General features: G+C 39.6%; 12 protein-coding genes. 7 read left to right on the forward strand and 5 right to left on the reverse strand.

The genetic code is table 11. The features are described 5' to 3' along the window. The first annotated feature begins 225 nt into the window (after positions 1-225). The 3 genes from Q8M41_RS00275 (at position 226) to Q8M41_RS00285 (ending at position 3498) form a co-directional block, all read left to right on the forward strand. On the forward strand, positions 226-420 hold the full coding sequence (locus Q8M41_RS00275; protein ID WP_305363227.1) for a YwbE family protein: 195 nt from the start codon (positions 226-228) through the stop codon (positions 418-420). A gap of 158 nt (positions 421-578) precedes the next feature. Then, positions 579-833: a DUF4834 family protein gene (locus Q8M41_RS00280; RefSeq protein WP_305363228.1), complete on the forward strand. Its 255-nt coding sequence runs from the start codon at positions 579-581 to the stop codon at positions 831-833. Between the two features lie 172 nt (positions 834-1005). Then, on the forward strand, positions 1006-3498 hold the full coding sequence (locus tag Q8M41_RS00285; protein WP_305363229.1) for a YfhO family protein: 2493 nt from the start codon (positions 1006-1008) through the stop codon (positions 3496-3498). Between the two features lie 451 nt (positions 3499-3949). Here Q8M41_RS00285 and Q8M41_RS00290 read toward each other — a convergent pair. Further along, positions 3950-5082, reverse strand: a protein-coding gene (locus tag Q8M41_RS00290; protein WP_304761003.1) for an IS630 family transposase whose coding sequence is annotated in 2 segments (ribosomal slippage) — positions 3950-4659 and positions 4659-5082 — 1134 coding nt in all. Because the reading frame shifts where the segments join, the coding sequence is not laid out codon by codon here. A 130-nt stretch (positions 5083-5212) separates the two neighbouring features. On the opposite strand from Q8M41_RS00290, the gene Q8M41_RS00295 reads away from it, so the two are divergent. Beyond that, complete coding sequence (locus tag Q8M41_RS00295; protein WP_305363230.1) at positions 5213-7033, forward strand: M61 family metallopeptidase; 1821 nt, start codon at positions 5213-5215, stop codon at positions 7031-7033. Positions 7034-7086: 53 nt separating this feature from the next. Beyond that, positions 7087-8388: a M20/M25/M40 family metallo-hydrolase gene (locus Q8M41_RS00300; RefSeq protein ID WP_305363231.1), complete on the forward strand. Its 1302-nt coding sequence runs from the start codon at positions 7087-7089 to the stop codon at positions 8386-8388. Positions 8389-8399: 11 nt separating this feature from the next. Here Q8M41_RS00300 and Q8M41_RS00305 read toward each other — a convergent pair whose 3' ends face one another. From Q8M41_RS00305 to Q8M41_RS00320, 4 genes are all read right to left on the reverse strand, one after another. Beyond that, on the reverse strand, positions 8400-8882 hold the full coding sequence (locus tag Q8M41_RS00305; protein ID WP_305363232.1) for a GNAT family N-acetyltransferase: 483 nt from the start codon (positions 8880-8882) through the stop codon (positions 8400-8402). Between the two features lies 1 nt (position 8883). Continuing rightward, positions 8884-9450, reverse strand: coding sequence for a thiamine pyrophosphokinase (locus tag Q8M41_RS00310; protein WP_305363233.1), 567 nt, complete (start codon positions 9448-9450; stop codon positions 8884-8886). Between the two features lie 368 nt (positions 9451-9818). Then, complete coding sequence (locus tag Q8M41_RS00315; RefSeq protein WP_305363234.1) at positions 9819-10454, reverse strand: thiamine phosphate synthase; 636 nt, start codon at positions 10452-10454, stop codon at positions 9819-9821. Positions 10455-10599: 145 nt separating this feature from the next. Further along, a complete protein-coding gene (locus Q8M41_RS00320) occupies positions 10600-12966 on the reverse strand; it encodes a TonB-dependent receptor (RefSeq protein WP_370870405.1) in 2367 nt (788 codons plus the stop codon). A 291-nt stretch (positions 12967-13257) separates the two neighbouring features. Here Q8M41_RS00320 and Q8M41_RS00325 point away from each other — a divergent pair, with 291 nt between their 5' ends. Further along, a complete protein-coding gene (locus Q8M41_RS00325) occupies positions 13258-13563 on the forward strand; it encodes a hypothetical protein (RefSeq protein ID WP_305363235.1) in 306 nt (101 codons plus the stop codon). A 113-nt stretch (positions 13564-13676) separates the two neighbouring features. Then, the gene (aspS, locus tag Q8M41_RS00330) at positions 13677-15461 is read left to right on the forward strand and encodes an aspartate--tRNA ligase (protein WP_305363236.1); all 1785 of its coding nucleotides are present in this window, start codon (positions 13677-13679) and stop codon (positions 15459-15461) included. Positions 15462-15834: the final 373 nt, after the last annotated feature.

Consider the following 15834-nt stretch of genomic DNA (forward strand, 5'->3'; position numbering starts at 1 on the left):
AAATTGAAACCTTTAAATTAAAAATTTGATATTAAACGGATGTCATCCCGATTCGCCCTTCGCGGAGAGGGAACTTAGTAAGTTGAAACCCGATAAAATCTGGTAGAGAGTTGAAAAGTTAATTTTTGACAATTAACTTCCATTTGACTATCAAATTTCTATTAACCACCAATTCACGGACAACCCGATAGCTATCGGGTGACAACAGGCAACAGACAACTAATAATGGACGGCAAAAACAGAAAAGACATTTATCCCGGACTGGAAGTTGACATAATCCTTAAAAAAGACCAACGCTCCGGAGCCCGAACCAGGGGAATTGTTCAGGCACTGCTAACAAGTGCAGTTTTTCATTCCAGAGGCATTAAAGTGAGACTTGAAGACGGACAGGTAGGCAGGGTTGTGGAGATATTCCCATAAATCTGTTAAACCCATTGAGCTCAATTTAAACTCCATTCCCACCCGATAGCTATCGGGTTGCTAATTCTCTCTAAGCGTAATTCCAATGTAACATTTACTTCAGTTTGAAACATTTTAAAAAAATTAACGTCTATATTTGAGTATTATATTTTGTTATCATGGCAATTTTAAAGTTTTTATTCATAACCATTTGTATTCTCTGGCTGATCAAAATGATAGCCCGTGTGCTTTTACCAATCGCATTTCAAAAAATGATGACAAAAGCACAAAATCAGGCTAATCAACGTTATCAGCAACAACATAACCAAAATCCGGATGGTCGCATCAAGGTAGATTATATGCCACCAAAAGAAAAAAATCGCGGTGATCAGGCTGGAGACTTTGTAGAATATGAGGAAATCAAAACTCCTTGATTTTCTTTTTACCTAAGCTATTTTTTTAATTCCTGATCAGTTTATTCAACCGTTCTGCTTCCTATTTTGCCCGAATTACCCAATATTTGAGATTTATTTTCATAAAGCTCAATAACAAGCCTTGCAGGTTTAAGCTTTTTTCTATTTTTGGCATTCAACTAATTTAAGCAGAATGAATAACTGGTTTAAACGCAATGGGGTACATCTGGCCATTATAGGAATATTTATCGCCTTATGTTTTGTGTATTTCAGTCCGGCATTGCAGGGTAAAGCCCTCTATCAGAGCGATGTTCTCATGGCTCAGGGAATGCAAAAAGAGATCATGGACGTTAGGGCAAAGGATGGAAAAGGACCTTTGTGGACCAATTCCATGTTTGGCGGTATGCCAGCCTTTCAAATATGGGTTCAGTATCCAAACAATGTGACAACCTATGTGATCTCATTCTTTAAAACTGTTTTCCCGAATCCGATTGATACCGTTCTGCTTTATCTCTTAGGTGCCTATCTATTGTTCTGCGTTTTAAGAATGAACCCATGGCTTGCAGCCGCTGGCGCTATCGCATTTGCATTTTCATCATACAATTTCCAGATCATCGATGCCGGTCACAGCAATAAAGCTATGGCAATTGCATTTTTTCCTCCAATTCTTGCGGGAATTATTATGGCTTTTCGCAGGCAATACCTTACTGGTGCAGTCTTAACAGCTTTATTCCTTGCTATTGAGATCAGAACCAACCATATTCAGATGACCTATTATCTGTTTATTGCCTTGCTTATTTATGTTGGTATTGAACTTTATCATGCAGTTAAAACAAAAACCACTCAGGATTTTCTGAAATCCTTTGGATACCTGGCTGTAGCAGCTTTGCTTGCAATTGCTGTAAATGCAGGGATGCTCTTGACAAGCTATGAATATGGGGCAGAAACTATCCGCGGAAAATCAAATTTAAAAACTGAAAAGTCGGAGCCTAATAATGGACTTGACCGTGAATATGCTTATCAATGGAGTCAGGGACTTGGTGAAAGTCTGACATTTCTGGTGCCAAACGCTTATGGAGGTGCATCCGGGGCAGGAAATCTGGATGAGAATTCAGAAGTTGCAAAAACTTTAACTACTAAAGGTATTCCTGCAGAACAGCTTTTACCTGCTATGCAGCAATTATCGCAGATTGGGCTAAGTACCTACTGGGGAGATAAACAATTCACTTCCGGTCCCTGGTATTTTGGAGCGATCATCTGCTTCCTCTTCGTTCTCGGTTTGTTTATCGTAAAAAACAGAATAAAATGGTGGATCCTGAGTGCAAGTCTTTTGTGTCTGATACTATCCTTTGGAAGGCACCTTCCCTTCCTTTCTGACCTGTTTTTTGATTATTTCCCGCTCTACAATAAATTCAGGGCCGTTGAATCTATCCTGGTTATTACCGCATTTCTAATCCCGGTACTGGCTATTCTTGCTGTAAAAGAAGTTGCATTCCACACAGAAGATCCTAAAAAACTGAACAAAAGCCTTTTAAATAGTTTATACATCACCGGCGGACTCTTGTTAATCCTTATTGCCGTTCCAACGGTATTACTGGATTTCAAAACACAGAATCATAATGCGTTTATTGAGCAACTAACTCAGGTAACCAATGGAGACCGGGCATTTGCAGATTCAATTGCCAAAGCCCTGGTTGATGACAGAATAAGTCTGGCAAGAATGGATGCATTACGTTCTCTTTTCTTCGTTCTGGTTGGGGCAGGGTTAATCTGGGCATTGATCAGAAAGAAAATGAACCCACAGGTCACCTTTATAATTCTGGCTGCAGTGATTTTGGTTGATATGTGGAATATCGACAGACGTTATCTGAATAATGAAAAATTTGTAGATAAGAGTGTGCTAGCTCAACAGTTCAAGACAAGGGATGTAGATCAACTCATTCAACGGGATGGATCTTATTATCGTGTCCTTGATCTTGCCTCCGGAAATCCATTTTCGAATTCCATTCCATCTTACTTCCATAAAAGTATCGGTGGCTATCATGCAGCAAAATTGAAGAGATATCAGGAAGTATTGGATAAACAATTCAATGGGGCAATCAATGAAGATGTTCTGGATATGCTGAATACCAAATATCTGATTACTTCTGATCAAAACGGCCAGAAAGAAACCATGGTAAACCGCTCTACAGCTGCGGGAAATGCCTGGTTTGTTCAGAATGTAGAATATGTCAAAAGTGCTGATGAAGAAATGCTCGCTATTAGCAGCTTCGATCCAAAAAAGGTAATGGTTGTTCATGAAGAGTTTAAGCCGCTAATCGATATAAAAAAGGTTGGTTATGATGGAAATGCTTTCATCAGACTCACAAATTACCATCCTGATCATATGACTTATGAATACTCCTCCGGTCGTGATGCCCTTGCGGTATTTTCAGAAATATGGTATGATAAAGGCTGGAATGCTTATGTTGACGGAGAAAAAATTCCTTATTTCAGAGCGGACTATCTTTTAAGAGCTGCACAATTGCCCGGAGGAAACCATAAACTCGAATTTAAATTCGAACCGACATCCTATTATACAGGAGAGACTATTTCACTTATAGCTTCTATCCTGCTTATTCTGGGATTGGCTTATGCGATCTATACAGAAACGAGAAATAAAAATCCGGAGCCTGCAAAAGCATAGTCCCGTCATTTCGATGAGCGAAAGGAATTGTTTTACTTAGAAATACTATTAACGCGAAGAGAAATCTCAGAGTTAAAAGCACTGCCTGACATCAACAGATTTCTCCACACTGCGAATTCCAACCTTAAGAAGAAAATAATACCGCTGTGTTCGAAATGACGGATCCGAGCCCGTCATTTCGATGAGCGAAGAGAATTATTGTTCTTAGAAATATTTTAAACGCGAAGAGAAATCTCAAAGTCAAAAGCACTGCCCACCATCAACAGATTTCTCCACACCGCGAATTCCAAGCTTAAGAAGAAAATACTACCGATGTGTTCGAAATGACGGATCATATCCGGACAAATCCTACCCGTCATTTCGATGAGCGAAAACAATTGTTATTATTAGAATTAAATTAAACGCGAAGAGAAATCTGTTGAATTGGAGAGTGATTTAAGCTAGTGTTATGTTAATTCTCAATTGACGGATAAAGTCTTTTCAATTTCACTCGTGCTTCTTTATTTGTGAACTGCCAATTTATTTTACAGATTTTATTATTTCTTTGATTTTGCCAGGCACTAACTTGCGCGGCTATTTCTTCGATAGAGGATATATGCCGGTTCAAGCATTGACCATTTAAAACATGCAATTCTATTTCTGCCATATTTAGCCAGCTCCCGTGTTTAGGGGTGAATACGAAGTCGAACCGATCCCAAAGCCTCTTCGCTTCCTTGGGTTCGAAAGTTTCGTAGAAGGATGATGCAGCGTGCGTTTTGAAGTTATCCATGATCAATGTTATTCTTTTTGCTTTGGGATAATGTTTGTCGGCAATTTCCTTCATAAAAATCGCCCAGTCTTTTTTTGTTTTAAATTCCGTTATCCGAACAACGCGTTTACCTTTTAAAGGCTCGTTCGCCATAAATATATTGACTACTCCGTGTCTTATGTATTCATAATCTACTCTGGCATCCTGACCGCGCCTCATCGGAATCGAAGCACGAGTTTCATCTATTAACTGTTTTGGTGACTCATCCATGCAGATCACCGGATAATTTTTGTCATAAGGTCGTTTATAGACATCCAGCACATGTTCCATATTAGCTACAAACTCGCTGCTCTTCTCTGGAGGGATCACCCATCCTTTTACTTTCCAAGGCTTAAGTTCGTTTTTTTTAGTATGCTCCTTACTGTTACATGTGAGATACTTTCAACGTACTTTAACTCAACCATCTTGTCTGCCAGGAGTCGCAGGGACCATTTAGCAAATCCTTTCGGTGGGTCGCTGCAACAGAGCGTTACCAATTTTGCTTCAACATCCCCATCAGTTTTCTTTTCATACTCCCTTGTCGTGGGGCGTCTCTCCAGGCATGGTTCAAATCCTTCGTCAATAAATTTCTTCTTAACTCTGTCTATTGTTCGCATCCCAACTTTCAAAATCTTGCTAATTTGCTCGTTAGTCACCTTTTCGGAGTACTTGCCCTCGTCACAGTTCAGCAAAATATAAGCAGTTCTGAATGTTTGTGAGGTATGGGAACCTTTATTTACGATCTCCATCAATTCCTCAACTTCTCCTTTACTGAGTTTAATTGTATATCGTATCATAACTGATTGTTTTACGAATATACAATATATTTTTATTACGTCATAATATATTTAACTTAACACTAGCATATTCAGGACTTGTTATTGCAATACTATTTTTTATAACTTCACAGCAACCAATTATTATACAATGCGGACAATACTTCTGTTCCTGTTATTTTTGAATGCACTGACTCTATCAGCCCAAAAACCACTTAAATATAAAATTTCATTTCCAAATGCTGTTCATCATGAAGCTGAGGTAGAACTGCTGATTCCGGATGTTCCGGCAGGTGCTCTGACCTTTCGTATGAGCCGGTCTTCACCCGGAAGATATGCAACTCATGAATTCGGTAAAAATGTTCATGATGTAAAGGCATTCAATGGAAGTGGAGGTGTTCTGGAAGTACGGCAAACCGAGGGAGATGTTTATCAGGTGGAAAACCATGATGAAACTGTTAAAATAACATACACAATTTTCGGAAATTGGGTTGATGGTACGTACATGGCAATTGATGAAACACATGCCCACTTGAATATGCCTGCAACCTTTATGTGGATTCCTGCATTGAAAGACAGATCTATCCAAATCAAGTTTAATGATTTGAACAGATATAACTGGAAAGTAGCCACACAATTAAAATCCACAGAAAATACGGATTCTTTTACAGCACCTGATCTGAACTATTTTATGGATAGTCCGGTGGAACTTTCGAATCATCATTTAATAAGCTGGAAAGATCGAAATACTGACAATACTGAACAAATTATTCAGCTCAGTTCACATAGTGGTGATAATAAGAATGTTGTATCCGATTATGCAAAAATGGTAGAGCGTATGGTTAAGGAAGCTAAGGCTGTCTTTGGGGAACTACCAAAATTTGATCATGGGACTTATACTTTTTTACAAGATGTGAATATCGGAAATGCAGGAGATGGAATGGAGCATAGAAATTCAACCATAATCACTGATACCCAAGCGGGAATCGACGGAAATGAGGTCGATCTACTGGGTACATTTTCTCATGAGTTTTTTCATGCCTGGAATGTTGAAAGGATTCGTCCTAAGACATTAGAACCATTCAATTTTTCTCATGCTAATATGAGCAGTGAGCTCTGGTTTGCTGAGGGCTTTACTCAATATTATGGGAATCTGATATTAAAAAGGGCAGGTTTTCTTACTGAAAAGCAATATCAGGAAGTCCTGTCGGAGATTCTGAATGGGGTACTCAATTCACCCGGTGCCGCGAGTTTCTCTGCAACTCAAATGAGCCGCCGGGCGGTTTTTGTGGATGCCGGAGTTTCAGTCGACAGGAATAATTATGCCAATACCTTTACTTCTTATTATACGTACGGGGCATTTATAGCCATGGGGCTCGATCTGCGCCTGCGTTCAGAATTCGATTTAACACTCGATAATTATATGCAGGCACTCTGGAAAAGCCACGGTAAACCTGAAATTCCGTACAGTATCCCGGATCTGCAAAATGTACTCGCCAATTTGACAAATGCAGCTTTTGCTGAAGATTTTTTCCGCAGGTACATTCATGGAATTGAGAAGAATGATTATGTAAAGCTTTTGGCAAATGCCGGATTGGAACTTCGAAAAGCTAATCCCGGTATGGCAAGTATCGGAAATCTCAGGTTAAATGTTAATCCTGCAGATGGTAAGTACTGGGTTTCTTCCGCAACTCTAAAAGGAACCGCAGCTTACGAAGCTGGGATGGAGCAGGGAGATTATATTTTGAAAGTTGGGGACCAAAAACTGTCCGATTCAGTTAAGTTGAATGATATTCTCAGGAAATATAAACCCGGACAGAATATTCCGATTGTATTTGAAAGTAAGGGGCAGGTAAAAAATTCAACAGTAAACCTTAAAGAAAGCGAAACCCTTGAACTGGTAGAAATTAGCAATAGCAGCCGAAAGCAAATCGGGTTTAGAAATAACTGGCTATCATCAAAAATTAAATAGAAATTAACAATACTCAGGCGATGACCTTTTCTTCCAATGTTGAATAAATGACTATGAAAAAACAACTATCAGGCTTTATTGCCATTTTATTTCTGACGGCATGTGCAGTTCAGAAACCTGAACAAATCATTAAAGAGGCTGATGTGGCCAGATTGATAAAAACCCTTTCCTCTGATGAAATGGAAGGCAGGGGTACTTTTACACCTGGCATTGACAAGGCTGCAAAATTTATAGAAAATGAATTTAAGCAGATTGGTCTTAAACCACTTGATGGAGATAATGATTTCAGGCAGGATTTTATGGTCAGGAGAATCAAGCCTGAAACTATTCTGGCTACAGTAAACGGAAAAACAATTGATCAGCAAAATGTACTGCTTATTTCAGATCTGCCATCCTCAGGTTTTGATCAAAGCTCCGGGAACAAGGTTATACTTATTGCTTCCGGAGATCAGTTCATTCAGAAATACAGGGAAATTACAGCGATGAAATCACCGGTTCTGGTACTGGTTGATAACCAGCATGCTCAGATGTTTAAGCGCCTTAAGGATAATAGTAGCCGGGGACGTATTGTTGAAAAGCAAAATCAAACTGCGGCTGCGGTATTCATCCTTGGAGAATCGGATGCAGCATCATATAAGGTCAGTTTCAGCAATAAGATTGAAGAACTTCCCCTGTTTAACGTAGCGGGGATGCTACCGGGCAGATCTAAAGCAAAAGAACTGGTTTTAATTTCTGCACATTACGATCATTTAGGAATAGTTAAGGAAGTTGATGGTGATGCCATCGCAAACGGTGCAGATGATGATGCTTCAGGAACTACTGCTGTAATTTCACTGGCCAAATACTACAAGAAACTGAACAATAATGAACGGACTTTAATATTCGTTGCTTTCACAGCAGAAGAAGTTGGAGGGTTCGGTGCCCGTCATTTCTCTTCCCTCTTAAATCCGGATGATGTTGTTGCGATGTTCAACATAGAAATGATCGGTAAGGAATCGAAATTCGGAAAAAATGCGGCCTTTATTACTGGCTATGAAAGGTCTGATTTTGGAGAGATTCTTCAGAAAAATCTCGCCGGAACCGATTTTAAGTTTCATCCTGATCCTTATCCAACACAGAATCTATTTTACCGCAGTGATAATGCTACACTGGCAGCTCTGGGAGTTCCGGCGCATACCATATCAACTGACCAGATTGATACGGATAAGTTTTATCACACTGTGAATGATGAGTTTGAAACGCTGGAGGTCACAAATATTCACGCAACAATTAAAGCGATTGCATTGAGTGCAAGAAGCATTGTTGCCGGAACAGATACACCAAAAAGGATCCCGAAATTAAGCGGCAGGCCGTAATTTTTGAAAAATCAGAGGTTTTTCCTCATCACATAGTCGTTAAGCACAAAATTATGGTATGCGATATCTACAGTTCGGTAGATATCAAATCCAGCCTTTTTGTAAAAACCCGATGCAGGATTGCCCCTGTTGACATTTAACTCAAGGATTTTTCCACCCTGCTCCCTGGATAAATCTGAAATATATCCGATCAGTTTTTTGCCTGTTCCGCTACCTTGTTCAGAAGGAAGGACATAGAGTTTATGAAGTTTATAGATTCCGGGTTCCGTAAGTGAAAATCCTGCAAATGCCACAGGTGTATTTTCCCGTTCAGCCAGGATGAATTCAGTACCCAAATCCATCTGCTCTTTTAAGCTTTCTTCAGAGTACATATCCTTCAACATAAAGCTTATCTGTTCGTCAGAAATAATATTTCTGTAGGAAGGCCACCAGATTTTTTCTGCAAGCTCCGAGATCACTGGAATGTCCTGTACGGTCGCTTTTCTGATTCTCATCTTAAATCGATTCTGCTATAAAAATAAATGGTTGTTCGAAAGTAAGGGAATAAAAACCATCCTTTTCGGTTTCAAATTTATGATCTTCCAGTCTTCTTAATCCGCTGGTATGAAGATTATGAACCTCGTGAAGAATCTGTATTTGTTCACCTGCGGGCTGCCATTTACTAAATCCGGATCTCACAGGAAATATTTTTTTATTGCCTATAAAGACCACGATATCAATATCATCCACAAAAATGGCATAATCCTTTAATATAAATTCACTGGCTATTACATTAACGGCACTGTATTGTTCTCCAAGCAGGAATTTAAAAGCATCTTCGACAGGATCGGTATCTGTAATGATCAATTTTGTGTTTTCCTGAGCATAAAAATGAGGGTCAGGGGTAATTACGGCATCAATTTTAAACGCAAGAGAGTCGGCTAATTCATAAATACCCTGCTGTACGATTACTGTAGGGCTCCATTCAAGTATTTGTCCGAGGTTTTCGTATTCAAAACCTTCGAGGCTCAGAATCAGCAATGCCGGTTCCTGCTTTTCGCGAACAATATGATGGGATGACATACATCAAACTTAGATATTTTATAGAAATAAAGAGCAAAGAACAATGAGTAAAGAACCAAGAGCCAGGATTCAAGACAAATCCAGCCAGGATTGCGGTTCTTGGTTGAATTGTCTGTTTTCGGGATATTACTTTAACGTGAACTCGACATAATATTTAAAAACCACATAGAAACATAGCATTTTATAGCTGCCAACCTTCATTTTAGACAAAGATAGCCTTGAAGCTTCGCTTCAATCTATATAATTTACATTCTATGTTTCCTTTAAAACATAATATAAGTCAATCTATGTGGTTAAATATTAATCCTTAGATAGTTTAATTCGAACTCACGTTACTTTAATCTTTGTTCTTTGATCCTTGTTCAATTTCAATAGATCTTTTTATAAAAATCCCTGAATACTTCTGCAGGTTCATCAGCCAGATTCACAGCTGCTGAAACGGCAATTCCATGAATTCCGGTTTTGAGAAGATGCTCTATATCATCAATTTTAATTCCTCCAACAGCTAAAACGGGTATCTCAATGCCAGTATCTTTCATTTTCGCTATCCGTTCTACATAACCATTTATTCCCAGTAAGGGGAAATCATTTGGTTTGGTTTTAGTCAGCGAGAATGGTCCACAACCAATATAATCCACCACACCTGATGAAAAAACACGCTCAATATCCTCAAAGGTATTTGCTGATGCTCCGAGGGTCTTCTCATCACTTATAATTTCGCGGATCTCATTAAAATCTGTCTGCATATCCTCCAGATGGACACCCTGAGCATCAACCTGTCCCAGCAAATGATAATGATCGGTCAGGATCAGGGTGGCACCCCAGTCATCGCAGATCGAAGCTACCTGATGCAGTTCTTCAATAAGTTCAGAATCGGATTTTGTCAGACAGCGGTACTGTATCCAATTAGCCCCAGCTTTACAGGCAATTGCCGTTTGCTCAACATGGCTTCGATGCGGAAGATCCTGTGTCAGGTAATGGAATTTGGAGATGTATTTTTTCATAATCTGGATATAACGCTGTCAGTCCCGGTCCCGATCCCGGTCCCGGTCCCGGACTTGATCCGGGATGATCCGGGATGATCCGGGATGATCCGATTAAGGCTGACAGTCCCGGACCTGATCCGGGATAAACCCTGTCTGCGTTCTGTTAAAATTTCAAACCTAGTGAAAGTAAAAAATTACGCGGTGCCTGCGGGTAATAATAATTCTCGGTTGTAAATGCACCACCGTACATATAACTGAAGGTGTATCCATTCGCTTCGTAAAGTTCAGAGAACACATTATTCACCAGCAGGGTCAGTCCGATATTTTTTATTCCTTTAAACGAAGTATTATACCTTAAACGCAGATCGTTTACAAAAAACGCATCCAGGCTTCTTTGTGAATTGGAGGTATTATCCAGGTACTGTTTACTCACATATTTGCTTAATAAAGCAATTTCAGTTTTCTTGAAAGCTTGAAAACTCAGTTCCCCTGATCCGATGAAATTTGGAGAAAATGCGAGGTCCGTATTTGTGTAATTATTTACAATTTGCCCCCCATTATCATAATCATCGGCATATTCTGTAAAGTTTTTGATCTTATTATCACTTATTGAGGCGGTAAGTGCCCAGGATAATTTATTATTGATCTGTATTCTGGTATCAGCTTCAATACCGTAACGAGAGCTTTCTGCGACATTTTGACGGATATATTCGCCCACATCGTTTACTTTTCCTGTTAGAACCAATTGGTCATTATAAATCATTGCATAAGCATTAATACCGGCAGTAAATCTGTTTCCTCCAAGCCGATACCCAGCTTCAAGATCAAGTAAATTTTCTGAAGATGGTCGGTTAGCAGGCGTAGAATTAATATAATCATCACGGTTTGGTTCTTTATTGGCAACCGCAATTGAGGCGTATAAATTATTACGGGAGTTGAGAGCATAACTCAGGCCGAATTTCGGATTGAAAAAGTTCAGATGATCCTCCTGATTCAAAACCATCCTGTTCTTATCAGTTCCATTCACCCTGTAACTAACACTTCTGTACTGTAGATCAGCAAATAACTTCAATTTTCCAAGTTCGAAATCTGCCTTGGCATAGGTATTAAAATCAGTTTTAAAACCATTACCCTTGTAATACGGTGTGATAGTATTAGCCAGCGGTATAAACTGGCCGCGGATCACTTCGCCGAAATGATCACCATTATACTCATTATAAGCTCCACCTAAAGTGAATGTAAGCTCTTTTGATGGAATATAATTTAGAGAATAAGTGAGGCCATAAAAATTATTATCCAGCCAACGGCGCCTGACCAGATCACTTCTGGCAATGGTACTTCCTCCAACTATTTGTGGATTAATACCATAATTTTCAAGCTTCTGATCTTCTTTAAATTCTTCGTAATAGCCTCTTCCATAGGTGTAATGTAGGGCCGTATTGGCTGAAAATTTATCAGAAAAGGTATGAGAATATAGGAATTGATAATGATCCTGAGTATAATTATCGGTCTGATCATCATAACTGAAGCCATTAAATGTCCGGTTTGTTTTAAGCAGGTTTTCGGGTACTCCGTTCCATGCCTGATAGGTTTTTTCAGATCCTGAAAAAACATTGACACGGAGCAGATCCTTTTTTCCATAATATGCTCCACTTAGGAAATAGGACTTAAGCATGGATGAACCACGGTCTATATACCCATCCGACTTGATTCTGGATAATCGGCCATCAAAACTGAATTTATTATTGATAAGGCCGGTACCGGCATTGATCGTATTTTTCACAGTCTGGTATGACCCAAAAGTATTATTAAGCTCTGCATACGCCGAATCCTGTTTGGTGGTAGTTTGTATATTTAAACTGCCTCCAAAGGCGCCTGCACCATTCGTAGATGTTCCTACACCTCTTTGGATTTGAATATTATCAACCGAAGAGGCAAAATCCGGCAGATTCACCCAAAAGGTACCCTGACTTTCAGCGTCATTATATGGAATACCATTGATGGTGACATTCAAACGGGTTGGGTCGCTACCACGGATGCGGATGCCGGTATAACCTATTCCATTCCCCGCATCCGAACTGACAACAATCGATGGGGTTTGATTTAACAGAAAAGGTAAATCCTGTCCGAGATTGTTTTTTTCAAGCTCTTCCTTACTGATATTCCGGTAGGTGCTTGCCGAATTTTCGGATGCCCGGGTAGCTCTGACCAGTACTTCATCAGCCAGCAGATTATTGGAAATTAATTCAAGATCAAGATTGATATCCCCATTTATGCTGATTGATTTTTCAAGTTTTTGAAAGCCTAGATAAGTAACTTTGATCCGATAATTTCCAGCCTTTAAATTTTTAAAAATGTAATTTCCGTTCGCATCTGTACGTGTTGATAAGCCCGGATCTTCTAAACTTACACTGGCAGCTCTGAGTGCCGAACCTGAAATTTTTTCTGAAATTTTTCCTGTAATAGAAAATTGAGCTGAAGCCAAAGCAGGCATCAGAATCGCTAAAGCGATAATTAATAACTTTTTCAATTTGAATTATTTTTTTAGTTAAAAATCCTGCATAATGGGGTTATATGCAGCTTATTAACTTGTACCTCCCTACGCCGGCATTATCCGGATCAGGTGCTCTGTAAGCTGAAAGGAAAAAGCGTAAAGCTAAAAGTTCCGTACGGAAACTCTCAACTCTCAACTTTCAACTCTCAACTTCTCAGATGGGTATATTCTCAGCCTGTTTTTGTGTTTGATTTCGCAAACAAGGCACCCCTGTTGATGAGGCAAATATATAGAAAAATTGATATTTTAGTGCAAATCAAATAATGTATGATGAAATCAATAATGTTAAGAATCAAGCCTGAACTGGTCTTTCCTTTATTAATTTCAGTCATTCTAACGCTCTATTTTTTTTATATAGACGAAGGTAAATACAACTTCGCCGGGATTTCTGAGTTTGACAATCTGTTTTTTCTGGGATTTTACGTTCTTTTATTCTTTGGTATTCAAAAGCTAATTCTAATTGGATTAGGAAGCCTGAGATTGACGATGAATATCTCATTACTGCTTCAAAGTATAGTTTCGGCAATTGTTTTGATTACTCTTTTATTTGCGTTTTTTATAAGTTTTTCATAAAAAATAGCTTGAAAACCATCTTTTGGACGAGATATTATATCGTTTTTACAAAAAATCAATAATTTACTTATCATTTTTCTAAAAACTGTACTTTTGCGGATTAGAACAAAATTATGCTAAGAACACATACTTGCGGCGAACTAACCATAGCTGATTTGAACAGGGAAGTAACTCTAACCGGATGGGTGCAGAAATCGCGCGATCTTGGAGGAATGACTTTTATTGATATGCGCGACCGTTACGGAATCACGCAACTTACTTTCAATTCAGACGATAATGCGGAAATGAGAGCGCAGGCACGTGAACTTGGTCGGGAGTATGTCATTAAAGTTAGCGGTAAAGTTATTGAGCGCTCAAACAAGAATCTGAAAATAGCTACAGGTGAAGTTGAGATTAAGGTTTCGAAACTTGAACTTCTTAATGCAGCCAAACTTCCTCCCTTTTTGATTGAAGATGAAACTGATGGTGGTGATGACCTGAGATTGAAATACCGTTATCTGGATTTACGCCGTAACCCCGTTAGAAATAACCTGGTTTTAAGACATAAAATGGCTCAGGAGGTAAGAAAATACCTCGATGGCATGGATTTCATTGAAGTAGAGACCCCGGTATTAATTAAATCAACGCCTGAAGGTGCACGCGATTTTGTGGTTCCCAGTCGTATGAATCCAGGTGAATTTTATGCTTTGCCTCAATCCCCTCAAACCTTTAAGCAATTGCTGATGGTTTCTGGTTTCGACAGATATTTTCAGATTGTAAAATGTTTCCGGGATGAGGATCTTCGTGCAGACAGGCAGCCGGAATTCACTCAAATAGATTGCGAAATGGCATTCATTGAGCAGGAAGATATTTTAAATGTTTTTGAAGGACTTATCAGAACCTTATTCAAAAATGTCAAAGGTATTGATCTTGCAGAAGTTCCCAGAATGCAGTATGCTGATGCGATGCGTTTATATGGCTCTGATAAGCCTGATACCCGCTTCGACATGAAATTTGTGGAGCTTAAGAATATTAATTTACCTCCGTCTGAGGCTCCTCTCCTCTGGAGAGGCGGGGGAGAGGCCACTTTTCCAGTTTTTGATAATGCAGAACTTGTTATAGGCATCAATGCCAAAGCTTGCGCTGAGTATACCAGAAAGCAGCTTGACGAACTCACTGATTTTATCAAACGCCCACAAATTGGTGCTACGGGCCTGATTTATTTACGTCATGGCGCTGATGGAAGCTTAAAATCATCAGTGGATAAATTCTACAATGAGAATGATTTGAAGAAATGGTCTGAAGCTTTTAATTCTGAACCAGGTGACCTGATCCTGATTATGGCAGGACAAACCGATAAGGTTCGTAAGCAATTAAGTGAACTTCGCCTGGAAATGGGAAATCGTTTGAGCCTGCGTGACAAAGATACCTTTGCCCCGCTATGGGTGCTGGACTTTCCTCTTTTAGAGTGGGATGAAGAGAGTGGCAGATATCATGCGATGCATCATCCTTTTACTTCGCCAAAACCTGAGGATATTGCGATGCTGGATACCAATCCGGGACAGGTACGTGCAAATGCTTATGATATGGTGGTAAACGGTACTGAGATCGGTGGTGGTTCAATTCGTATACACGACCGGGAACTTCAGTCATTGATGTTTAAGCACCTTGGTTTCAGTGTAGAGGAGGCTCAAAAACAATTTGGATTTTTACTCGATGCTTTTGAATATGGTGCTCCACCGCATGGCGGAATTGCCTTTGGATTTGACAGGCTGGTTTCAATCTTCGCCGGATTGGATTCTATCCGCGATGTTATCGCCTTCCCTAAAAATAACTCTGGCCGGGATGTTATGATTGATTCCCCTTCTACGATTGCTGATGAGCAATTGAAAGAGTTGAAAATCAGTACAACGGTATAGCCCGGTGCTTTAGGTCCGGATGAAGATTCAGTTTTCGGATTGGTCTAAAGCCCAATGTAATTTTCCTCACATCTCGCTGAATATTAGGCTGAAGCCCGCCCGGATGAACTCCGTTCGGACTGGCCCGAAAACGAACAAAACGTTAACCCCAGCTAAAGCTGGGGCCTATTGAGCGACCGTACTGGTCATGTCATAAATTCTTTGACGAAGCCCCGGGATAGCCGTAACGTTTAATAGCCCGGTGCTCTAGTGCTTGTTGCGCAACCCTGCGCTGAAAGATTCAACATTGTAGGTGTTAGTGAGCATATTATTGGGTGATAGGTAGCAGATTAAACCATCCCCTGTAAAAGAGAGCTACACTGTTAGTAAAGTC

The organism is Daejeonella sp. (genome assembly GCF_030684675.1).
Lineage (GTDB): Bacteria > Bacteroidota > Bacteroidia > Sphingobacteriales > Sphingobacteriaceae > Daejeonella.